The sequence below is a fragment of the Dyella sp. AtDHG13 genome, from assembly GCF_003201105.1.
Lineage (GTDB): Bacteria > Pseudomonadota > Gammaproteobacteria > Xanthomonadales > Rhodanobacteraceae > Dyella > Dyella jiangningensis_B.
Map to the genome: position 1 here is coordinate 39294 of NZ_QICJ01000004.1, position 21846 is coordinate 61139.

The 21846-nt window shown below is 65.6% G+C and carries 16 protein-coding genes and 1 tRNA gene; 12 read left to right on the forward strand and 5 right to left on the reverse strand.

Translation table 11 applies throughout. The features are described 5' to 3' along the window. The first annotated feature begins 13 nt into the window (after window positions 1-13). Entirely contained in the window at window positions 14-2347 is a 2334-nt protein-coding gene (locus BDW41_RS08570; protein WP_074551846.1) for a TonB-dependent receptor, read from the forward strand. Window positions 2348-2385: 38 nt separating this feature from the next. Here BDW41_RS08570 and BDW41_RS08575 read toward each other — a convergent pair whose 3' ends face one another. After that, window positions 2386-3693 (reverse strand): CocE/NonD family hydrolase, encoded by a 1308-nt coding sequence (locus BDW41_RS08575; RefSeq protein WP_074551845.1) that lies wholly within the window; start codon window positions 3691-3693, stop codon window positions 2386-2388. Between the two features lie 262 nt (window positions 3694-3955). Between BDW41_RS08575 and BDW41_RS08580 the strand changes: the two genes are divergently transcribed. From BDW41_RS08580 to BDW41_RS08605, 6 genes are all read left to right on the forward strand, one after another. Further along, window positions 3956-5005: a glycerophosphodiester phosphodiesterase gene (locus BDW41_RS08580; protein WP_233496829.1), complete on the forward strand. Its 1050-nt coding sequence runs from the start codon at window positions 3956-3958 to the stop codon at window positions 5003-5005. Between the two features lie 101 nt (window positions 5006-5106). After that, window positions 5107-6435 carry an ectonucleotide pyrophosphatase/phosphodiesterase gene (locus BDW41_RS08585; RefSeq protein WP_074551844.1) on the forward strand — a complete coding sequence of 443 codons (1329 nt, stop codon included), beginning with the start codon at window positions 5107-5109 and terminating at the stop codon, window positions 6433-6435. 205 nt (window positions 6436-6640) lie between these two features. Then, window positions 6641-8947, forward strand: coding sequence for a TonB-dependent receptor (locus BDW41_RS08590; RefSeq protein WP_074551843.1), 2307 nt, complete (start codon window positions 6641-6643; stop codon window positions 8945-8947). Window positions 8948-9141: 194 nt separating this feature from the next. Continuing rightward, window positions 9142-9852: a lysoplasmalogenase gene (locus BDW41_RS08595; protein WP_083337789.1), complete on the forward strand. Its 711-nt coding sequence runs from the start codon at window positions 9142-9144 to the stop codon at window positions 9850-9852. A 6-nt stretch (window positions 9853-9858) separates the two neighbouring features. After that, window positions 9859-11127: a sterol desaturase family protein gene (locus BDW41_RS08600; protein ID WP_074551842.1), complete on the forward strand. Its 1269-nt coding sequence runs from the start codon at window positions 9859-9861 to the stop codon at window positions 11125-11127. Window positions 11128-11211: 84 nt separating this feature from the next. Beyond that, complete coding sequence (locus BDW41_RS08605; RefSeq protein ID WP_074551841.1) at window positions 11212-12648, forward strand: amino acid permease; 1437 nt, start codon at window positions 11212-11214, stop codon at window positions 12646-12648. A 192-nt stretch (window positions 12649-12840) separates the two neighbouring features. Here BDW41_RS08605 and BDW41_RS08610 read toward each other — a convergent pair whose 3' ends face one another. Beyond that, on the reverse strand, window positions 12841-13428 hold the full coding sequence (locus BDW41_RS08610) for an outer membrane beta-barrel protein (RefSeq protein ID WP_074551840.1): 588 nt from the start codon (window positions 13426-13428) through the stop codon (window positions 12841-12843). A 307-nt stretch (window positions 13429-13735) separates the two neighbouring features. On the opposite strand from BDW41_RS08610, the gene BDW41_RS08615 reads away from it, so the two are divergent. The 3 genes from BDW41_RS08615 to BDW41_RS08625 all read left to right on the forward strand — a co-directional run bounded on the left by BDW41_RS08615 (window position 13736) and on the right by BDW41_RS08625 (window position 16928). Next, window positions 13736-15586 (forward strand): M61 family peptidase, encoded by a 1851-nt coding sequence (locus BDW41_RS08615; protein WP_233496830.1) that lies wholly within the window; start codon window positions 13736-13738, stop codon window positions 15584-15586. A 224-nt stretch (window positions 15587-15810) separates the two neighbouring features. Further along, a tRNA-Arg gene (locus BDW41_RS08620) sits at window positions 15811-15887 on the forward strand. Window positions 15888-16061: 174 nt separating this feature from the next. Beyond that, the gene (locus BDW41_RS08625) at window positions 16062-16928 is read left to right on the forward strand and encodes an MBL fold metallo-hydrolase (RefSeq protein WP_074551838.1); all 867 of its coding nucleotides are present in this window, start codon (window positions 16062-16064) and stop codon (window positions 16926-16928) included. A gap of 88 nt (window positions 16929-17016) precedes the next feature. On the opposite strand, the gene BDW41_RS08630 is transcribed toward BDW41_RS08625, so the two are convergent. After that, window positions 17017-17223: a CsbD family protein gene (locus BDW41_RS08630; protein WP_074551837.1), complete on the reverse strand. Its 207-nt coding sequence runs from the start codon at window positions 17221-17223 to the stop codon at window positions 17017-17019. Between the two features lie 295 nt (window positions 17224-17518). Between BDW41_RS08630 and BDW41_RS08635 the strand changes: the two genes are divergently transcribed. After that, complete coding sequence (locus BDW41_RS08635) at window positions 17519-18070, forward strand: HdeD family acid-resistance protein (protein ID WP_074551836.1); 552 nt, start codon at window positions 17519-17521, stop codon at window positions 18068-18070. A 67-nt stretch (window positions 18071-18137) separates the two neighbouring features. Here the strand turns inward: BDW41_RS08635 and BDW41_RS08640 are convergent, their stop codons facing one another. Both BDW41_RS08640 and queF read right to left on the reverse strand, forming a co-directional pair. Further along, window positions 18138-18734 carry a hypothetical protein gene (locus BDW41_RS08640; RefSeq protein ID WP_074551835.1) on the reverse strand — a complete coding sequence of 199 codons (597 nt, stop codon included), beginning with the start codon at window positions 18732-18734 and terminating at the stop codon, window positions 18138-18140. 146 nt (window positions 18735-18880) lie between these two features. Next, entirely contained in the window at window positions 18881-19705 is an 825-nt protein-coding gene (queF, locus tag BDW41_RS08645) for an NADPH-dependent 7-cyano-7-deazaguanine reductase QueF (RefSeq protein WP_074551834.1), read from the reverse strand. A gap of 149 nt (window positions 19706-19854) precedes the next feature. Between queF and BDW41_RS08650 the strand changes: the two genes are divergently transcribed. Then, the gene (locus BDW41_RS08650; protein ID WP_074551833.1) at window positions 19855-21822 is read left to right on the forward strand and encodes a M1 family metallopeptidase; all 1968 of its coding nucleotides are present in this window, start codon (window positions 19855-19857) and stop codon (window positions 21820-21822) included. The last annotated feature ends 24 nt before the right edge of the window (window positions 21823-21846 follow it).

Genomic DNA, 21846 nt, shown 5'->3' on the forward strand with positions numbered 1-21846 from the left:
GGAGTTCACGCTCATGAAGAAGCACGTGCTTGCTGCCGCTGTCGCGGCGGCCTTGGTCGTTCTGTTGCCCAGCGCTTTCGCCGCCGAGAATCCGCAGCCTGCCGACGCCGCAGCCGCAGCGCCCGCCAATGCCGATGGTGCCAAGAACCTCGAAAGCATTTCGGTGATCGGCCAGGGCGAAACCCGCCAGGTGCAGCGCGTCACCGTGCAGGACACCAAGGTGCTGCCGGCCGGCACCAGCATCCAGAAGGTGCTCAACCGCATTCCCGGCGTGAACGTGCAGTCCAACGATGCGTTCGGCGCCAACGAGGAATCGCAGACCATCAGCCTGCGCGGCTTCAACACCGTGCGCCTGGGCTACACGCTCGATGGCCTGCCGTTGGGCGACAACGCCTACGGCAACTACAACGGTCTGAACATCAGCCGCGCCATGCTGGCGGAGAACTTCGGCGGCGTGGAACTGGCCTCGGGCATCGGCAGCCTGGGTACGGCCTCGACCAGCAACCTCGGCGGCACCATCCAGTACTACACGGACGATCCGTCCACCACGTTCGGCGGCCGCATCAGCCAGACCTTCGGCAGCGACCAGAACCGCCGCACCTACCTGCGCCTGGATAGCGGCGATTACCACGGCTTTTCCATGTACGTATCCGGCGTGCGCGCCACCGCCGACATGTGGGCGCCGCCGGGTTCGCCGACCACCACCAAGCAGTACAACACCAAGGCCGTGTACCAGTTCGATGGCGGCAAGATCACCGCCTACGCCGACAACTCGCGCACCTCGCAGGCGGACTATGCGTACCTGTCCAAGAGCGGCATGGCGCGCGGCCTGGGCTGGGACTGGAACCTGTACGCGCCGGACTGGAACCGCGCCGTGGCCGCCGCCTATTGCGCGCCGATCTACACCAAGGGCGGCAAGCGCGATGCGCGCTGCGGTTTCTCCGGCGGCGTGGACAACATCGACGATGCCTACTACCAGAGCCGCGCGTTGCGCCGCGACGACCTGTACTACCTCGCGGGCGACTTCTTCCCCAGCGACACGGTGACCCTGCACGCGCAGGTCTATCACCATGAAAACGGCGGTCAGGGCCACTGGTGGGCGCCGGGCCAGCCGTCGTATCCGGGCACCGCGCAGGAGCTGCCGATCTCCATCCGCAGCACCAACTACACCATCAACCGCAATGGCGCGATCGCGTCGGCCACGTGGGACGTGGGCGGCCACCATGTGGAAGGCGGCGTATGGTACGAGAACAACCATCACTCGGTGCAGCGCAACTTCTACTGGATCACCGGCCCGGTCAATGACGACAACTACCTCAGCGATCCGAACCGCCGCCTGTTCTACCAGAAATACACCATCATCACGCGCCAGGCCTATCTGCAGGACAGCTTCAAGCTGCTGGACGATCGCCTCAGCATCGACGTGGGCGTGAAGAGTCCGCACGTGAGCATGGGCGCGCAGGAAGTGCCGGGCGTGAAGGTGGAGTCGCCGGTGGCCAACGGCCGCCTCAACGCCAGCAAGGCGCTGCTGCCGGAAGCGGGCATTGGCTATCAGCTCGGCGCGGGGCAGGAAGTGTTCCTGTCGTACGCCAAGAACATCGCCGCGTTCCAGGGCGGCGGCGCCAGCGGTCCGCTGCTGGTGACGCAGGCCGCGTTCGACGCCACGCGCGGCAACCTGAAGCCCGAGCAGTCGCGCACCATCGAAGGCGGCTACCGCGTGGTGCAGAAAGAGTTCGAGGCTTCCGTCGCCGTCTACGACGTGAACTTCAACAACCGCCTGCTCTCGCTCAACCCGTGCCCGAGCATCCAGCAGGGCACCACGCCGGCCTGCACCACGCGCTTCTACAACGTGGGCTCGGTGAGCAGCCACGGCACGGAACTCACCTTCATCTGGAAGCCGTTCGAACACTTCGAGTGGTACAACTCCGCCTCGTTCAACCGTTCCACCTACGACAACAACTACCAGCAGAACGGCGTGACCGTTCCCACCCGCGGCAAGATCACGGTGGATACGCCCAACAAGCTGTTCGCCAGCGAAATCAGCTGGGTGTATGGCCCGTGGAACGTCGGCTTGCGCGGCAAGTACACCGGCACGCGCTACTACACCTACACCAACGACCAGGGCTTCGGCGGCTACACCTCGTTCGACTTCGGCGCGGGCTACGACTTCGGCGCGTTGTATGGCCTGACCGATGTGAAGCTGTCGCTCAATGTGACCAACCTCACCGACAAGCGCTACGCCTCCAACCTCACGGCCTTCACCAACGCCGACCCGGCGGGCCGTGCGCTGGCGTTCCATGCAAGCGCGCCGCGCCAGAGCTTCCTCACGCTGGACGTGAAGTTCTGACGATACATAACGGCGTCGCGGTTTCGGCCGCGGCGCCGTTACGGCGTGATCTCCTCCGGGCCGACCACCTTGCTCGCGCCGTAGGGCGGGTGGAAGGCGCCCTTCGCGTAGTCGATGGTCATCGGCATGTAGCCCGCCGAATAACGTGTGCTGACGCGCTCGCCATCCGGCTTCAACTCATACTCCGTCATGCCGTGCTCCGCGTGCGGAAACAGCGCGGTGGTGATCGGCAAACCCTTCGCCTGCAGCGACGCAAGCCGCCGCAGCGTTTCGCCGCTCGGCGCGTCGATGTCGTCCTCGCCCAGCTCCCACAGCTGCGGCGTGTGCAGCTTCTCCAGCACCGCCATGGAGTCGTAATGCCAGGGCGTGTTCCATGAGGCGAACGCCTTGCCCTTCTCGCGGATCTCCTCGTCGCTCATCGGCAGCACCATGTAGCTGAAGTCGCCGCGCACGTCCTTGTACCAGGGCTCCTTGGCGTACTTCGCCTTCGCCGCATCGAGCTGGTCGAAGCCCTTGGCGAAGTGGCTGGACAGGATCAGGCCGATCGCGTCGGAGAGCTCCCAGGCCTTGTCGATCACCGACTGGTCGTAGCCTTTCTGCTTGAGATAGAACGCGACCGCCTCGCGATCCTCCTCCAACGGCGAGATGGCCAGCCCGTAGCCGACGATGACGAAGTCCACCTTCGTGCGCGTGGCGGCGAGCGGCGCCACCCAGCCGCCCTGGCTGCCACCGCGATAACCCACGCGCCCGGCCCGTGCTCCCGCCAGCCGCCGCGCTTCGGCCACGGCGGCCACCGCGTCGTTCGCCAGCACGTTGTAGTCTTGCGTATAGGTGCCCTCGGATGCGCCGGTGCCACGCTTGTCGTAGACGAACGCGCCGACGCCTTCGGCCGGCAGCTCGCGCTGCATGAAGTCGAACTGCCGGGCGGAGTCGTGTTCCGCGCCGTGGATCAGCACGACCACCGGCACTTTCGCATGGCCGGGTGGAAGGAGGAGCCGGCCCACCAGCTTCGTGCCGCCGTCGCCGGTGAAGGTGGTCTCCTGCACCTGCAGCGGAATGCGCTGCGCGGCCATGCCGTCGAAGCTGAGCTTTCCGCTGGCGCAGTCGCCGAAGCGCACGTCCTTGCCGTCGGGGCGGTCGGTCCAGCCGAACGTGCTGGTCCACACGTCGTTGGCGCCGCGCGTCAGCTTGCCGGTGCTGCCGTCGATGCGCCGCCAGCGCAGCGCGTCGCTGTCGGTGGGGGCGATGTCCAGCGTGCTGCCGTCGCTGAGTCGATACGCGCCGACGTGGCAGTCCGTGGCGGGCGCGGCCGTGGCCAGCAGGGCGGTAAGCAAGGTGGCGAGCATGGGCGTTCCGCATCCGGATGATGATGGTCCACACGCTAACAGGCCGCGGCCGGGCCGCCACTGGCCGCAAGTCACGCGGGTGCCACCAGTCATGGCTGTCGCGCGGCTTGCGTTCAAACGCCGTGGCGCCATCCTGTCAATGAATCGACATGCGCGGCCGTCACGATGTGCGGTCACCGCGCCGAGTAGGCGTGTCCCGATATGCAGAGGAGTCGCCGTGGGTCGTTTATGCTGGGCCATCATGATGGCGGGTGCACTGGTGATGGCTGCCAATAGTCAGGCGAACGAAGCGCCGCTGGCGAAGAAGGTGCTGGTGATCGGCCACCGCGGCGCGAGTGCGCTGCGGCCGGAGCACACGCTGGCGTCCTACGGCAAGGCCATCGCCGATGGCGCGGATTTCATCGAGCCGGACCTGGTGATGACCAAGGATGGCGTGCCGGTGGCGCGCCACGAGAACGAGATCAGCGGCACCACCGATGTGGCGCAGCATCCGGAATTCGCGGCGCGCAAGACCACCAAGACCATCGACGGCGAAAAAGTCACCGGCTGGTTCACCGAGGATTTCACGCTCGTCGAACTGAAGACGCTGCGCGCCCGCGAGCGCCTGCCGCAGTTCCGCAGCACGGCGTACGACGGCCAGTTCCAGATCCCCACGCTGGACGAGATCATCGACTTCGTCGCCACCGAGGCGGCCACGCAGGGCCGCGTGATCGGCATCATTCCCGAGATCAAGCACGGCACCTACTTCAAGCAGGCGGGCCTGCCGATGGAAGACCGCGTGCTCGCCATCCTCGCCGATCATGCCTATACGCGCACCGCGCCGGTGGAGATCCAGTCGTTCGAGATCGCCAACCTGCGCTACCTGCGCGGCAAGCTCGGCAAGGATCACCCGAACATCCGCCTGCTGCAGCTGCTGGGTGATGCCAAGGAAGAGCCGTACGACGTGGTGGCGGCAGGCAAGCATCTGAGCTTCGCGCAGATGATGACGCCGGCCGGCCTGCGCGACATCGCCGGCTACGCCGACGCCATCGGCCCGAGCATCCGCTCGATCATCCCGCTGGCCGCCGACGGCACGCTGGGCAAGCCGACCTCGCTGGCGCACGACGCGCACGCGGTGAAGCTGGAACTGCATCCGTACACGTTCCGCCCGGAAAACTTCTTCCAGGCCAAGAACTTCTGGCAGGGCAGCGACCCGAAGACGTTCAACGAAGCGGGCTCCATCGCGGAGATTCGTGCGTATCTCGATGCCGGCGTGGATGCGTTCTTCACCGACGACCCCGCCATCGGTCGCAAGGCCGTCGACGGCCGCTGAGCCCGCCGACCCCGCCGTGTTCGTCCGTCATCCCGCATCGGGCCGGGTGACGGAGAGCGCTGTCCACGTATCCATGCATTCACACCTGCGACGACCTGACAATGCGCCTGTCCACTCTTCTTTGCGCCACCGGTTTGCTGTCCATGGCCGCCAGCCTGCCCGCTGCCGCGGCGCCGGTACTGATGATCTCCATCGACGGCCTGCGGCCCGCCGATGTGCTGCAGGCCGAGCAGCGCGGCCTGCACCTGCCCAACCTGCAGGCCTTCCTGCACCAGGGCAGCTATGCGCAATCCGTGCGCGGCGTGTTGCCCACGCTGACCTATCCCAGCCACACCACGTTGATCACCGGCGTGTCGCCAGCGCTGCACGGCATCGGCGGCAACCTCACGTTCGATCCGTACAACAAGAACCAGCAAGGTTGGGACTGGTACGCCAGCGACATCAAAGTGCCCACGCTGTGGGACGCCGCACATGCCGCGGGCCTGCACACCGCGAACGTGCACTGGCCGGTGAGCGTGGGCGCGCAGGTGGACTGGAACCTGCCGCAGATCTGGCGCACCGGCACGGCGGACGATCGCAAGCTGCTCGCGGCGCTCGCCACGCCGGGCCTGCTGCCTTCGCTGGAGCACGATCTGGGCCCGTATGCGGACGGCATCGACGAAAGCATGGCCGGCGACCGCACGCGCGCGCACTTCGCGGTGAAGCTGCTGGAAACACGCAAGCCGGATTTCATGACGGCTTACCTCACCGCGCTGGATCACGAACAGCACGTCAGCGGTCCGGATACACCGCAGGCCAGGGCGGTGCTGGGCCAGATCGACGAACTGGTCGGCGAGCTGGTGGACGCTGCCCGTCGCGTGCATCCCGACGGCGTCGTGGTGGTGGTGTCGGACCACGGCTTCCTGCCGGTGCAGCACGACGTGAACCTCTACGCACCGTTCATCGCGGATGGACTGGTTACCCTCAAGGACGGTGCCGTGACCGACTGGAAGGCCATGCCGTGGAACGACGGCGGCAGCGGCGCCATCGTGCTGCGCGATCCGAAGGATGCCGCCGTGCGCGACAGGGTCCAGGCCTTGCTGGCGCGATTGCAGAACGACCCGGCCTACGGCATCGCCAGCGTGCTGGACAAGACACGCGTGGACGAGGATGGCGGTACGCCGCTGGCCCAGTGGTTCGTGATGTTCAAGCCCGGCTTCGAAATGGGCATCAAGCCCGATGCGCCGATGCCATCGCCCGGCCATTACCTGGGCATGCACGGCTACGATCCCTCGCTCGCGCAGATGCGTTCGACGCTCCTGATGCGGGGCAAGGGCGTGCCGTCGAACAAGAACCTGGGCGACATCGACATGCGCGACATCGCGCCGACGGTTGCGCGCCTGCTTGGTGTCAGTCTGCCGCAAGCGCAAGGCAAGTCGCTGCTGCCCTGAGCGCTGGCGACAACGCGTGTGCACACGCGTTGTCGCATTTCGCCGCATCTTCGCGCGTGTTTTAAATATCGGTGTAACCGCTGTTACACACGAAGCCTTCACGATTTCCTAATGCCGTACGAAAGGTTCGGACGGCTATTTCCCTTTTGAACTTTCCACTAGAGAACGTGCGGATTCACGGCGAATCCGCGCGCAAGGATTCGTCATGCCCAAGCTTACCCTTCGCAGGACCGCGATCGCGCTGGCAACACTGGCATCGGTACACGGCGGCATCGTGCTCGCCGACGACCTGAATCCGGCCGTTGCCGCGGCACCCGCCGCCGATGCCTCGGCCAACGGCAGCCGCGACAAGGCCAAGACCATGGAGGCCGTGTCGGTGGTGGCTTCCGGCGAAACGCGCCAGGTGCAGAAGGTCACCAGCGAGGACCTGCAGCAGCTCGCGCCAGGCACCAGCCCGCTGAAGGCCATCGACAAGCTGCCGGGCGTGAATTTCCAGGCGGCCGACCCGTGGGGCGATTACGAGTGGTCCACGCAGATCACGCTGCACGGTTTCGACCAGAGCCGCCTGGGTTTCACGCTGGACGGCATTCCGCTGGGCAACATGAGCTACGGCACCACCACCGGCCTGCAGGTGACGCGCGCGATCAGCAGCGACAACCTGAGCACGGTGGAACTCGCGCAGGGCGCGGGCGCGCTGGGCACGGCGTCGAACACCAACCTCGGCGGCACCATCCAGTTCTACTCGGCCGATCCGGATACGGTGGCCGGCGCGCGCATCAACCAGGTGATCGGTTCGGATTCCACCACGCGCACCTTCGTGCGCCTGGACACGGGCGACTACCACGGCTTCTCGATGTACGTGTCGTATGACCATGCATCGACGGACAAGTGGAAGGGCTACGGCGACCAGCGCTCCGACCAGGTGAACCTGAAGTCGGTGTACCAGTGGGATGGCGGCAGCGTGAGCCTGTTCTTCGACAACTCGCGCCGCAAGGAATACGACTACATGGACCTGTCCCTGGCCAGCCAGAAGGCGCTGGGCTGGAACTGGGACTACCTGCAGCCCGATTGGGGCACGGCGGTGCAGATCGCCAATGCGTACAACGGCAAGGGTGCGTACCCGTCGGTGCTGTCGCCGCTGCCAGCCGGCTATGACCTGGTGGACTCCACCTATTACGCGGGCGGCGGCATCCGCCGCGACAACCTCGCGGGCCTGAGCGGCACCTTCAACCTCAACGACCACGCCACGCTGAACATCGGCACGTACTACCACGACAATCGCGGCGAGGGCCAGTGGGCCACGCCGTACGTGGCGTCCTCGCCCACCGTGCCGCTGGCCATGCGCACCACCGACTACGGCCTGGACCGCTACGGCGGCACCGGTTCGTTGAATTACACCATCGGCAACAACGACATCGAAGTGGGCTTCTGGGCGGAGAACGCCAAGACCAACCAGGAGCGCAACTACTTCTACCTCACCGGCGCGTACAACTACCTCAGCAACTTCTACGAGAACGAGGAACCGTTCCTGCGCGGCTTCTTCCAGCACTACGTCACGCAGACGCGCATGGCCTATGCGTCGGACACCATCCACCTGATGGACGACCGCCTCACCCTGAACTTCGGCGCCAAGGCGCTGGGCGTGACCAACGCGGCCGATTCCTTGGTGGCGAGCAGCGCGCTGGCGGCGGGCCGCATCCGCGCCAGCGATGGCTTCCTGCCGCAGGCCGGCGTGAACTACAAGATCGACGCCAACCAGGAGGTGTACGCCTCCTACAGCAAGAACCTCTCGGCGTACGGCTTCCTGCCCTTCAGCCAGTCGCAGGCGGCGTTCAACGCCAGCAAGAGTTCGCTCAATCCAGAGCAGTCGCAGACCTTCGAGCTGGGCTATCGCGTGCATGGCGACACCATCGAAGCCTCGGCCGATGCGTACTACACGCGCTTCACCAACCGCCTGCTGGCCGTGTCGCCGTGCAGCGCGGTGCAGACCTGCTCGGCCATCCTCAACAACGTGGGTTCGGTGAAGAGCACCGGCGTGGATCTGGCGGTGATCTGGCGTCCGGTGGAGCACCTGCGCTGGCTCAACTCGGTGTCGTACGACAACTCCAAGTACCAGGACGACTACCTCAACAACGGCGTGGTGGCCACCGATGGCAAGTACGTGGTGGGCATTCCCACCTGGATGTTCACCAGCAACGTCAGCTACAGCTTCGGCGGCTTCACCGCGACGCTGGACGGCAAGTACACCGGCCGCCGCTACATTACCTACATCAACGATTCCCAGGTGCCCTCGTACTGGCTGTTCAACGCCGGCGTGAACTATGACGTGGGCGCGCTGTCCTTCGTGAAGGACCTGAGCCTGGGGCTCAACGTGACCAACCTGCTCAACAAGCGCTACTACGCGACCACGGGCACGAACGGTTACGTGGCCTCGGACCCGCAGGGCTGGAACCAGACGCTGATGGCCGGCGCCCCGCGCCAGGTGTTCTTCAACATCAACGCGAAGTTCTAAGCGTCCAACGCATGTGGAGGGCCTTCCCCCGCTTGGGGAAGGTGGGAGAGGGCAACGCCGTCCCGCCGGCGTACCCGCTTCTTGCAAGCCCTCTCCCGGTGATCCGGGGGAGGGCATTTTTTTGCGCTGCGACAGGGCCGCGGAAGCCGTTGGCTCTACCATCGGCGAAGCTTGATGGATCGGGGAATCCATGCATGGTTGTTTCAAACGCAACGGCGGGCCTGGGTCCGTCGCGCGGTATCGAGGGCGTCATCGCGCTGCTGGCGGTTGGCGCCATCGCGGGCATCACGTTCGCAGCGCCGGGTGAGATCGATGGCTGGCGCTGGCTGCACTGGGTCTGCAAGCCGCTGACCACGGCGCTTATCCTCGGCATGGTGCTGCGCACGCAGCCGGCGGTATCGCCGCGCTACCGGCGCTGGATGGCGGCCGGCATGGTGTGCTCGCTGGCGGGCGACGTGTTCCTGATGCTGCCGCAGGACGCCTTCGTGGCGGGGCTGGTGTCGTTCCTGCTGGCGCATCTGTGTTTCATCGTGGCCCTGCTGGGCGACAGCCGCTTCGCCGAACGGCCCTGGGGCATGCTGGCCTGCGTGGCCTATGGCGCGTTCAACCTGTGGGCGCTGTGGCCCTCGCTGCCGGACGCGCTGCATGCGCCGGTGGTGGTCTACGTGCTGGTGCTGTCCGGCATGGGCGGGCAGGCCGTGGTGCGGGCGAACCGGCATGCGCGGGATGCGCTGGCCGGCTCGGCGCAATGGTCGATGGCCGGCGCGCTGCTCTTCATGCTCAGCGATACACTGCTGGCCTGGGACCGCTTCCGCTTCGTCATTCCGTTGTCGGGGCTGTGGGTGCTGGCGACGTACTACGCGGCGTTGTGGTGCCTGGCGCGTTCGGTCCGCGGGAGTCGTTGAAGCGCGATGAATACGCAGGAAATCATCATCACCTGGGCCACGCCGGTGTTCTTCGCGCTGATCGCGCTGGAACTGCTGGTGGCGAAGCTGCGCGGCCGCTGCGTGTACCACAGCAGCGATGCGATCAACAGCCTCGGCCTGGGCGTGATCTCGCAGATCGTCGCGGTCTTCAGCAAGCTGCTCACGCTGGGCATCTATGCATGGTGCGTGCAGCATCTTGCCCTTTTCGCGTTGCCGGCGAACAGCGTGTGGGTATGGGTCACGGCGCTGGTGTTCTACGACTTCTGTTACTACTGGCTGCATCGCGCGGGCCACGAGGTGAACATCCTCTGGGCCGCGCACGTGGTGCATCACCAGAGCGAGGACTACAACCTCTCCACCGCGCTGCGCCAGACCGGCAGCGGCGTGCTGCTGGGCTGGTTGTTCTACCTGCCGATGGCCGTGGTCGGCTATCCGCTGGAAGTGTTCGTGGTGGTGGCGCTGATCGACCTGCTGTACCAGTTCTGGGTGCACACGGAACTGGTCGGCCGGCTGGGCTGGTTCGACCGCGTGTTCTGCTCGCCGTCCAACCATCGCGCGCACCACGCGGTGAACGACCGATACCTGGATCGCAATTACGGCGGCATCCTGATCCTGTGGGACCGTCTGTTCGGCACCTTCATCGAGGAAGACGACAGCGACCCGCCGGTGTACGGCACGCGCTCGCCGCTGCGCAGTTGGAATCCACTATGGGCCAATGCCGAGGTGTACTGGGCGACAGCCAAGGACGCATGGCACGCGCGCCGTTGGCGCGACAAGCTCCTGGTGTGGATCAAGCCACCGGGCTGGCGGCCGGCGGATGTGGCGCAGCGCTTTCCGAAGCCGGCGTTCGACATCGGGCGCGAGCGTTACCTGCCGGTGCTGTCGCGCGGCCTGACCGTCTACAGCCTGCTGCAGTTCGCGCTGCTGCTGGGCATGGCGGTGCAGTTCCTCGATCTCGCCAAGCACCTGGCGGCGGTTGAGCTGGTGGGCTACGCGGTGTTCCTGGTACTGAGCCTTTCGGCGCTGGGCGCGCTTACGGAAGGGCGGCGCGTCGGCGTTGCCTTGGAGCTGGTGCGCTTGCTCGTTACGGCGGCCATTCCGTTGCTTACCGGCGGGTGGTTTGGCGTGCCTAGGCTGGATGGTCATGTGGTGGCGGCGCTGGTGGCCGTTCCCTTGCTCAGCGCCCTGGTGCTGGGCTGGCTGGCCATCTCCACGGCCACTCGCGAAGGCTCCGAAAAAGCCATCCCAGGCTAGGACGAATGGCACTACCGCGCAGCTGCAGCATGGCAGGGGCGGGGGCATTCGTTATGATCGCGGCTCACGTCTGGGGATGAGCTGATGGGTTTCTTCGATAAGTTGTTGCGCCACAAGCCAGTGGAGGTGCTACAGGCCGAGGCCGGCAAGCGTGGCGATTTCCGTCGCGTGCTGGGTCTGTGGCAGCTCACCGCCATCGGTATCGGCGGCATCATCGGTGTGGGCGTGTTCGTGCTGGCGGGCAAGCAGGCCGCCATCAATGCCGGCCCCGCCGTGGCCATTTCCTTCCTGATCGCCGGCATCGCCAGCGCGGCGGCGGCGCTGTGCTACGCCGAATTCGCCGGCATGATTCCCGTCACCGGCAGCGCCTATACCTACGGTTACGCCGTGCTCGGCGAACTGGCCGCGTGGCTGATCGGCTGGGACCTGCTGCTGGAATACGCGCTGATCGTCGCCGTGGTGGCCATCGGCTGGTCCGGCTACGTGCAATCGGCGCTGACCAGCATGGGCATCCACATACCCGTATGGGCGCAGGGCGCGATAGGAACCGGCGAAGGCCACGTGTTCAACGTCATCGCCGCGCTGGTGACGCTGGGCGTGTCGGCGCTGCTGATCTTCCGCACCGAGTGGGGCGCGCGCTTCAACACGCTGGTGGTGGCGATCAAGGTGGCCGCGGTGGCGCTGGTGATCGGCATCGGCGCGTTCTACGTCAAGCCATCCAACTGGGTGCCCTTCATTCCCGAGCATGTGATCGGCCCCGATGGCGTCGGCCACTTCGGTTTCCAGGGCGTCGCGGCGGCGGCGGCCGTGGTGTTCTTCGCGGTGTTCGGCTACGACACGCTGACCACGGCGGCGGAAGAATCGAAGAACCCGCAGCGCGACCTGCCGCGCGCGGTGCTGCTGTCGCTGGGCATCTCGATGACGATGTATCTGGCCGTGTCGATGGTGCTCACCGGCATCGCGCACTATTCCACGCTCAACACCGACGCACCCGTGGCCGACGCCTTCAAGGGCCTGGGCCTGCAATGGGTGGCGCTCACCGTGTCGGTGTCGGCCGTGTTCGGCCTGATCAGCGTGCTGTTCGCCTTCATGCTGGGCGCCACGCGCATCTGGTATGCGCTGTCGCGCGACGGCTTGCTGCCGGGCTGGTTCGCCCATGTGCATCCGCGCTACGGCACGCCGCATCGCCCCACCATCGTACTGGGCGTGTTCACCGCACTCGTCGCCGGCCTGCTGCCGATCGAGGAAGTGGCGAAGCTGGTGAACATCGGCGTGCTGTCCGCCTTCATCGTGATCTGCACGTCGGTGATGATCCTGCGCAAGCGCAAGCCCGACCTGCATCGTTCGTTCCGCACGCCGCTGGTGCCGCTGGTGCCACTGATCGGTATCGCGTTCTCCATCTGGCTGCTGGCGGAGCTGCCGCTGATCACATGGAAGGTGTTCCTGATCTGGGTGAGCATTGGCCTCGTGATCTACCTGCTCTATGGCATGCATCACAGCAAGCTGGAGAAGCAGGCGTAAAAGGGCAGCCGCTGTTGCAAGAGGCAATTCAAATCTCGCGCGAGTGCCCAATGTCCTCATCGTCATTCCGGCCTGCGCCGGAATGACGAGCGGGACCGAGGATCTTGAACAGGCATCCAAGGATGCCGGTGACATTAAAGAAAACGGCCGCTTGCGCGGCCGTTTTCCGTTTCCACTCTGGAAAAGCGACGCTTAGAAGCGCACTTCCACCGAAGCGGAGTAGGTCGCCACATTGGCGTTGGTCTGCGGCTGGTCGGAACCGCCGCGGCCGTACTTGATGTGGTAGTTGTCGTAGTTGATGCCCAGGGCGACGTTCTTGGTCAGGTCGTAGCCCACGCCGGCACCGGCGTACCAGCCGTTGTTCCAGCTGCGCTCGGAGGCGGTGACGTTGCCGACGGTCACGCCGCCGGTGGTGCGCGAGCGCAGGTAGCCGCCGTGGCCGGTGACGAACCAGTTGTTGTAGAAGTTGTACTTGGCGTTCACACCGAGCTGGGCCACGCGCGGCTTGGCCGAGACGCTGGCGAAGTCGAAGTCGTTCTTCACCTTGCCGAGGTAGGCGTAGCCGATTTCGGCGCCCACGATGTTGTTCCAGCGCCAGCCGAAGCGCACGTTCTGGAACACGTCGGTCTTGTCGGACACGCCGCCGATGCGGTAGTTGCTCTGGCCCAGGTTGCCGGCCACGAAGAAGTTGTCGAGCTGGTTGGTGTTTTCGTCAGCCTTGGCAGCGAAAGGCGCAACAGCGACGACGGCCAAGGCGGCCGCAATAAGAGTCTTGTTCATGGAGTGCTCCATCTCTTTTTGTGATCCGCAGCGACAACAAGGGGGAATGTCGCTGGGGTCCGCGCGGGGATCGCGGTAAGAAAAGGATACGGGTTTTTAACTCTTGTAAAACCCTTGACATGTTTTGCGGATAGGCGAAGTTCAGGCACTTCCATGACCAATGGCAGGGGGTGCGGCATGTCAACGCACACTAGCATCGGAGGTTCATGTTTCGTGCAGCTACGCGCCTTGCACGAATCGAAGTCCACAGGAGAACCTCTTGAAAGTTTCGCGCCTCGCCTCCGCCACGCTCGCCACGGTCCTTGGCCTGGGCAGTTTTGCGGCACTCGCCGACGTTCCTGCGCCGCAGGATGTTCCGTTCAACGGCACGCTGAAGATCAACGTCGACGCGACCGACATCGCGCACCGCGTGTTCCGCGTGCATGAAACGGTGCCGGCGCAGGCGGGCCCACTGACCCTGCTGTATCCGCAGTGGTTGCCGGGCAACCATTCGCCGACGGGTTCGATCGACAAGCTCGCCGGCCTGGTGGTGAAGGCGAACGGCAAGGTCATTCCGTGGAAGCGCGATCCGCTCAACGTGTTCGCCTTCCACGTCGACGTGCCGCAGGGCGCGAGCGAAGTGGAGGTGGAGTTTCAGTTCCTTTCCGCGCAGGACACCCGCCAGGGCCGCGTGGTGATGACGCCGGAAATGCTCAACCTGCAGTGGAATTCCGTGTCGGTGTATCCGGCCGGTTATTTCGCGCGCCAGATCAAGGCGGAAACCCGCGTGACCTTCCCGGCTGGCTGGCAGTACGGCAGCGCGCTGGAAATGGCCTCACGCGATGGCGACACGGTGAGCTTCAAGCCTATCGATTACGAAAACCTGGTCGACTCGCCGATCTACGCCGGCAAGTACTTCAAGCGCGTGGACCTGGACCCGGGCGCGAAGACGCCGGTGTTCCTCAACATCGTGGCGGACGATCCGAAATACCTGGAGATCAAGCCCGAGCAGCTGAAGCTGCACCAGAACCTGGTGCAGCAGATGTACAAGCTGTATGGCGCACACCATTACGACCATTACGACTTCCTGTTCTCGCTGAGCGACAAGATGTCGGGCAATGGCCTGGAGCATCACCGCTCCAGCGAGAACGGCGTGGGTCCCGGCTATTTCACCGAATGGGACAAGAGCACGATCATGCGTGACCTGCTCCCGCATGAGTTCAACCATTCCTGGGACGGCAAGTACCGTCGCGGCGCGGATCTGTCCACACCGAACTTCAACGTGCCCATGCAGGACAGCCTGCTGTGGGTGTACGAAGGCCAGACACAGTTCTGGGGCTACGTGATGGCCGCGCGCTCGGGCCTGTGGAAGCAGGACCAGGCGCTGGACATGCTGGCCAACGTGGCCGCCACCTACGATCGCGGCCGCCCGGGCCTGCAGCAGTGGCGCAACATCCAGGACACCACCAACGACCCGATCATCGCCATGCGCCGGCCGCTGCCGTACCGCAATTACCAGATGAGCGAGGACTACTACTCCGGCGGCCAGATGATCTGGCTGGATGTGGACGGCAAGCTGCGCGACCTCACCGGCGACAAGCGCTCCATCGACGATTTCGCCAAGGCCTTCTTCGGCATGAAGAACGGCGAGTGGGACGTCAACACCTACACCTTCGAGGACGTGGTGAAGACGCTCAACGGCATCACGCCGTACGACTGGGCCACCTACCTGCGCGAACGCCTGGACGGCCACGGTCCGCTGATCGGCGGCTTCGAGGCGAATGGCTGGAAGCTGGTCTACAACGACAAGGCCTCCGATGTCGCCAAGGCGGTGGAGACCCGCTACGGCGGTCCCAACCTCACTTATTCGCTGGGCCTGTCGATGGGCAAGAGCGGCGACATCGTCGACGTGCTATGGGATGGCCCCGCCTTCAAGGCCGGCCTGTCGCCCGGCATGAAGATCGTCGCCGTCAACGGCAAGGAGTATTCCGGCGACGCCATCAAGGACGCCGTGACCGCCGCCGCGAAGGACAAGAACCAGCCGGTGGAACTGCTGGTGAAGAACTTCGACGAGTACAAAACGCTGCGCATCGACTACCACGATGGCCTGAAGTATCCGCACCTGGAGCGCATCAGCGGCAAGCCGGACCGCCTCTCGGAGCTGCTCAAGGCGCGCTGATCGGCGCGCCCCTTCTCCCTCTCCCCTTCGGGGCGCGCGGGGAGCAGCCAAGGATGGCTGCAGCTTTGAGGAGCGCGGAGAGGGCTGGGGCGAGGGGCCAATTTCGCCCCAGGCCGCCTCTTTGCCCAGCCGACCCACGACATGGGCGCCGGCCCCCAACTCCGCTATACTGCGCGTCCGCCGTGCGCCGGACCTACCGGTCCAGCCCACGCGCCAACGCTCAAGCGCCCGTAGCTCAGCCGGATAGAGTAGTGGCTTCCGAAGCCATTGGTCGGGGGTTCGAATCCCTCCGGGCGCGCCATGTCATGCATCAAACCCTTCCCATCGCCGGGGAGGGTTTTTTGTTTGCGCGATGGGCGAGACGTTTCCCCCATGCCATGCGCCGATCACGCCGATGCCTGAAACCAGGCCCGGGCGGCTGGCGTCGTCGCGGCCGATGCGCTTCAATCGGGCCTCTTCACCTGGGGCACTCGCGATGCAGCGACCTGACGTCAAGGCCTTCTTCGACGAGGCGACCAACACTTTCAGCTATGCCGTGTGGGATCCCGCGACGCAGAAGGCCGCCGTGATCGACAGCGTGCTGGACTACGACCCTGTCTCGGGCCGCACACGCCGCGATTCGGCCGACGCCTTGATCGACTTCGTGCAGGCGCAGGGGCTGACGGTACAGTGGATCATCGACACGCACGTGCACGCAGATCATCTTTCCGCCGCGCCCTACGTGCAGTCCCGGCTGGGCGGCGCGCTCGCCATCGGCGAGCACATCCGCGACGTGCAGGAAACCTTCGGCCGCATCTTCAACGTGGGCAGCGAGTTCCAGCGCGACGGCAGCCAGTTCGACCACCTGTTCAAGGACGGCGAGCATTACCGGCTGGGCAGCATCGAGGCGGTGGCCCTGCACACGCCGGGACACACGCCGGCCTGCATGACGCACGTGATCGGTGATGCCGCCTTCGTGGGCGACACCTTGTTCATGCCCGACTTCGGCACGGCGCGCTGCGACTTCCCGGGCGGCGATGCGCGCACGCTGTACCGCTCCATCCAGCGCATCTTCGCCCTGCCGGACGACACCCGCGTGTTCCTCTGCCACGACTACAAGACGCCGGGCCGCGACGGCTTCGTGCACGAAACCAGCGTGGGCGCGGAACGGCGCGAGAATATCCATGTGCGCGAAGGCACGGCGGAGGAAGAATTCGTGCGGATGCGCAGCGCGCGTGATGCGACGCTCGCCATGCCGCGCCTGCTGCTGCCCTCGGTGCAGGTGAATATGCGCGGCGGAAAATTTCCGCCCGCGGAAGACAACGGCGTGGCCTACCTCAAGATACCACTCGACGCGCTGTGACAGCCGGGCTCAAGCGCTGACGCCATCGGCGGCGCGCCCGCCTCTGTCGAAGCGGGCGCGCCTTTCCCGATGCGTCGGAGGTACTCCGTCAGTGATGCTTGATCTCTTTCTCGAAGGCCTTGACCTGTTTCATGGCCTCGTCGCGTGCGATGCCGTAGCGCTCCTGCAGCTTGCCTGACAGGTACTCGGCATTGCCTTCGGCGACCTTGAGGTCGTCATCGGTGAGCTTTCCCCAGTGCTGCTTGATCTGGCCGCTGAGCTGTTTCCAATGCCCCTGGATGGTGTCTTGATTCATGACTGATCCTCATTGGGTGTCGGAGAGACGCAATGCGCATTGCGAGGATCGATTCGAGCAGCGCGCAGGTTAAGCGCGCGTACGCATCGTGTCGTGGATGTGCGTATCGTTCACGCACACCTGACGCGGCGGCCTTCGCGTGTCCTCCACATGCAAGATGCGTCGATGGTGTCTCGCCTGTTTGTGCGACGAAAACGAGAGAGTCCCTTATGGCCGGCCCCGGAGCCATGGTGTCTACTCGCGGTGCGCGCGAGCCACTTGCGGCCCGACCGTCAACTCAAAGGAGAGTCATGTCATGAGTTCCATACTGCAGCGTGGCGTCAGCCGCACCGGCTGGCTGCTGGTGATCTATGGCGTCATCTCCATCCTGTTCGGCCTCAGCGCCATGCTGTGGCCCGGCAGCACGGTGGTCGCACTGGCCTGGGCGTTCGGCGTCATGGCGCTGGCCGAGGGCATCATCAGCGTGTTCGCTCTGTTCAACCGCCACGTCGCCGTGTCGCGCGGCTGGCTGGTGCTCTACGCGCTGGCGTCGATCGTGTTCGGCCTGCTGGCCATCATGCACCCGCTGGCGGTGGTCAACGTGCTGCTGATCTTCCTGGCGGCGTGGCTGATCGTGGCGGGCGTGTACCGCATCGTGTTCGCCATCCGCGTGCGCAAGGAGATCCAGGGCGAATGGCTGATCGCGCTGAGCGGCGTGCTGGCCATCGTGCTCGGTGGCCTGCTGCTGGCGTATCCGGTGGCCGGCGTGCTGACCCTGGCCATCTGGATCGGGGCGGCGGCGCTGGTGTACGGCATCCTGCAGGTGGCGGCCGGCGTGCGCATGCATCGCTGGAAGCGCGTGCTCTGATCCAGGCATGCAACGCGACGAAAAAGGCGCCCAGCGGGCGCCTTTTTCGTGTGGAACGTAGAGAAGATCATCCGCGCACTTCGAAGCCTTCCGACGCCACCGGTTTGCCGTTGAGCGAAATGACCACCTTGTACTTGCCCTTGGGCCATGCGTTCGGGTTCTGCACCTTGAACGTGGTCACGGCCGGGCCATCGGTGGCGATGGATTCGGTGGTGGTGCTGAAGGTTTCGTCCTTGCCTTCGAGATAGCTCCACTGCGCATTCAGCGTGGCGTTGTCGGAGGTGCCGATGGTGGCGACGCTGGCGTAGATGGCCTTGTCTTCCGGCGCGAACTGCCGCTGCTCCTTGCTGATCGCCAACCCCGCATCGACCTGGCTGCCGATGGTCACGGCGGCCACACGGATGGCGCCGCCGTTCACGCTGGCGGATTTTCCGGTGGTCTGGGCGGGCGCCGGCGCAGTGCTGGTGGGCGAGGGTGCGCTGCGTTCGGGCGCCGGTGCCGTGGCGGGCGGCACGGGTGCCGGCACCGCCGGCGCGGGCGCGCTGGACGTGGGCGCGGTAGGTGTGGTGTTGGACGCTTCCTGGTTCTTGCCGCACGCGCTGAGCACAAGCAGGCCGGCAAGGGTCGCGCAGTACAAAGCCGTTTTGCGTGGCTGGATATTCATGACTGACCCCGTGGCTGGTGGCGACTCACACCCGGCCGGCTGTTGGGTCGGTGCCGGGCGGCGATCCCGTGCAGGCTAGCCCCGGCGATATGAAGCTGCGATTACTGCGCCATGCCGTGGACGCGCACTTAACGCGCCAGTTCACGCTACTGGCGCGCGCCGCGCGGATTGCCGGGGCGCTCGGTGCCCGTGCTGCGATAGGGGTTGATGTCCAGCCCGCCGCGCCGCGTGTAGCGCGCGTACACGTTGAGTTGCTCCGGCCGGCAGCGCTGCATCACGTCCACGAAAATGCGCTCCACGCACTGCTCGTGGAACTCGTTGTGATTGCGGAACGACACCAGGTAGCGCAGCAGTCCGGCGCGGTCGATGCGCGCGCCGCGGTAATGGATCTGCACGCTGCCCCAATCCGGTTGTCCGGTGACGGGACAGTTGGAGCGCAGCAGGTTGGACACCAGAGCCTCTTCCATCACCGGCTTGGTGCTGTCCGCCGTGAGGTAGTCGGCGCGCGGCGGGCCGTAGTCGTCGATGTCGATGGGGAGATCGTCGATCAGCGTGCCCATGAGGTCGATCACCGCGTGGCCGCGTGCGCGCGCATCGGTCAGCGCCACATCCACGGTGGCGCCCGCCGCGGCGGAAAGATCCTTCGCCAGCGTCGCGCTCAACTGCTCGCGGCTGTCGACGCGCTCCTGCGAAAAACCGTTGAGATAGAGCTTGAACGATTTGGACTCGATGATGTTCGGCGAGCTGGCCGGCACGCGGAACTCGGCCAGCGCCACCACCGGCTTGCCGCGCGCGTCGAGCCAGGACAGCTCATAGGCGTTCCAGATGTCCTCGCCGTGGAACGGCAGCGGCGCGGACACGCCGATCTCGTCGCGCTTGGCCTGGCGCGGGATGGGAAACAGCAGGGAAGGGTCGTAGCGGTCGGCGTAGACCGTGGTCTTGCCGAGCGGGGAGTGTTCGGGAGTGCTCATGCGCCCATTGTACCGTCTCGGCGGCATCGGCCCGCCGGGGCTCTTCGCATGAAGCTGCGGGGCCGCCCATGACCACTGGCCCGGTTCATGCCCGGACCCGCCGCCTATAGTGTCCGGTGAAACCTGGGGAGCCTTGAGGAATACGCCTGATGAAGAAACTCGTCCTGGCCTGCGCCGTTGCGGCGGGCCTGCTTGCGGCTGGCGCAGCGAGCGCACCGGCCTTCGCCGATGGCACGGACGCCGCTTTCGATCCCCAGGCGCTGTTCGCGCCGCTCTCGCTGCCCGATGCGCCCAACGCCTTCCGCGACGGCGCCGGCAAGCCCGGCCCGCAGTTCTGGCAGAACCGCGTGGACTACGCCATCCAGGCGGCCATCGAGCCCGCCACGCATACGCTGCGCGGCGACGAAACCATCACCTACACCAACCACAGCCCCGACGCGCTGGACGTGCTGTGGGTGCAGTTGGACCAGAACATCTACCGCCGCGATTCGCGCGCCTCGCTCGGCTCGCCGCGCCCGCGCAACGACTTCACCGACGGCTACCAGATCGACGCGGTGGAAGTGGACGGCACGCCCGTGCATTTCCTCGTCGACGACACGCGCATGCGCGTGGACCTGCCGCAGGCGCTGGCGGCCGGCGGCAAGCAGGCGAAGCTGCGCATCCGCTATCACTACACGGTGCCGGGCACCTGGGGCGGGCGCACCGCCGTGACGCCGACCAAGAACGGCGACATCTACGAGATCGCCCAGTGGTTCCCGCGCATGGCCGTGTACGACGACCTGCGCGGCTGGGACACGCAGCCTTATCTCGGCTCGGAGTTCTACCTGGAATACGGCAACATCGACTATGCCGTGACCGTGCCGTGGAATTACATCGTCGCCGGCTCCGGCGCGCTCACCAACGGCAGCGAGGTGCTCACCGCCACGCAGCAGAAGCGCCTTGCGCAGGCCGCGCAGAGCGACAGCACGGTGATGATCCGCTCGCCGCAGGAAGTGAACGACCCGGCCAGCCATCCGAAGCAGGCTGGCACGCAGACCTGGCGCTTCCACATGGAGCACACGCGCGACGTGGCCTTCGCCGCCTCACCCGCCTTCGTGTGGGACGCCGCGCGCATCAACCTGCCCGAGGGCAAGCACGCGCTCGCCATGTCGGTGTATCCGGTGGAAGGCGTGGGCAAGGATGCGTGGAATCGTTCCACCGAATACGTGAAGGGCGCGATCGAGCACTTTTCCGCCAAGTGGTACGCGTACCCGTGGCCGGTCGCGGTGAACCTGGGCGGGCACGGCGCGGGCATGGAATACCCCGGCATCGTGTTCGACGGCTACGACGACAAGGGCCCGATGCTGTTCTGGATCACCGCGCACGAACTCGGCCACGGCTGGTTCCCGATGATCGTGGGCTCCAACGAGCGCCGCCACGCCTTCATGGACGAAGGCTTCAACACCTTCATCGACGTCTATGCCTCCGACGCCTTCAACAAGGGCGAGTTCGCGCCCAAGCGCGACAGCGAATACGCGCCCAAGGGCGGCAATCCGGTGGACGAAATCCTGCCCGTGCTCGCCGATGCCAATGCGCCCACGCTGATGGCGCACGCCGATTCGGTGTCGGAGAAATACCGGCACTCAGTGAGCTACTTCAAGGGCGCGCTGGGCCTGGTGCTGCTGCGCGAGCAGATCCTCGGGCCCGAGCGCTTCGATCCGGCCTTCCGCAAATACATCGCCACCTGGGCGTATCACCACCCCACGCCGTCGGATTTCTTCCGCTTCATGAGCAGCGAGGCGGGCGAGGATCTGTCGTGGTGGTGGCGCGGCTGGTACCTCAACAACTGGCAGCTCGACATGGGCGTAAGCGGCGCGAGCTACGTGGACAACGATCCGGCCAAGGGCGTGCAGGTGTCGCTCGTGAGCAAGCAAAAGCTGGTGATGCCGGCCACGCTGCGCGTCGACTACGCCGACGGCAGCCACGAGGACGTGCGCGTGCCGGTGGAGGCGTGGCGGCAGAGTGCGACGCCGAAGCTGGCCTTGCATACGGGCAAGCGCATCAAGGCGGTGACGCTGGATCCGGAGCACAAGTTGCCGGATGCGGATCGGGCGAATAACAGCTATACGATGCCTTGATCTACGCCTCTACCTTACCTAGAA

What these genes read in the sequence shown, in the direction of transcription:
- BDW41_RS08630 (WP_074551837.1), bottom strand. Translation starts at nt 17,223, where the DNA reads ATGAATCAAGACACCATCCAGGGGCATTGGAAACAGCTCAGCGGCCAG.
- BDW41_RS08625 (WP_074551838.1), top strand. Translation starts at nt 16,062, where the DNA reads ATGCAGCGACCTGACGTCAAGGCCTTCTTCGACGAGGCGACCAACACT.
- BDW41_RS08570 (WP_074551846.1), top strand. Translation starts at nt 14, where the DNA reads ATGAAGAAGCACGTGCTTGCTGCCGCTGTCGCGGCGGCCTTGGTCGTT.
- BDW41_RS08580 (WP_233496829.1), top strand. Translation starts at nt 3,956, where the DNA reads ATGGCTGCCAATAGTCAGGCGAACGAAGCGCCGCTGGCGAAGAAGGTG.
- BDW41_RS08640 (WP_074551835.1), bottom strand. Translation starts at nt 18,734, where the DNA reads ATGAATATCCAGCCACGCAAAACGGCTTTGTACTGCGCGACCCTTGCC.
- BDW41_RS08635 (WP_074551836.1), top strand. Translation starts at nt 17,519, where the DNA reads ATGAGTTCCATACTGCAGCGTGGCGTCAGCCGCACCGGCTGGCTGCTG.
- BDW41_RS08605 (WP_074551841.1), top strand. Translation starts at nt 11,212, where the DNA reads ATGGGTTTCTTCGATAAGTTGTTGCGCCACAAGCCAGTGGAGGTGCTA.
- BDW41_RS08590 (WP_074551843.1), top strand. Translation starts at nt 6,641, where the DNA reads ATGCCCAAGCTTACCCTTCGCAGGACCGCGATCGCGCTGGCAACACTG.
- BDW41_RS08575 (WP_074551845.1), bottom strand. Translation starts at nt 3,693, where the DNA reads ATGCTCGCCACCTTGCTTACCGCCCTGCTGGCCACGGCCGCGCCCGCC.
- BDW41_RS08650 (WP_074551833.1), top strand. Translation starts at nt 19,855, where the DNA reads ATGAAGAAACTCGTCCTGGCCTGCGCCGTTGCGGCGGGCCTGCTTGCG.
- BDW41_RS08595 (WP_083337789.1), top strand. Translation starts at nt 9,142, where the DNA reads ATGGTTGTTTCAAACGCAACGGCGGGCCTGGGTCCGTCGCGCGGTATC.
- BDW41_RS08610 (WP_074551840.1), bottom strand. Translation starts at nt 13,428, where the DNA reads ATGAACAAGACTCTTATTGCGGCCGCCTTGGCCGTCGTCGCTGTTGCG.
- queF (WP_074551834.1), bottom strand. Translation starts at nt 19,705, where the DNA reads ATGAGCACTCCCGAACACTCCCCGCTCGGCAAGACCACGGTCTACGCC.
- BDW41_RS08585 (WP_074551844.1), top strand. Translation starts at nt 5,107, where the DNA reads ATGCGCCTGTCCACTCTTCTTTGCGCCACCGGTTTGCTGTCCATGGCC.
- BDW41_RS08600 (WP_074551842.1), top strand. Translation starts at nt 9,859, where the DNA reads ATGAATACGCAGGAAATCATCATCACCTGGGCCACGCCGGTGTTCTTC.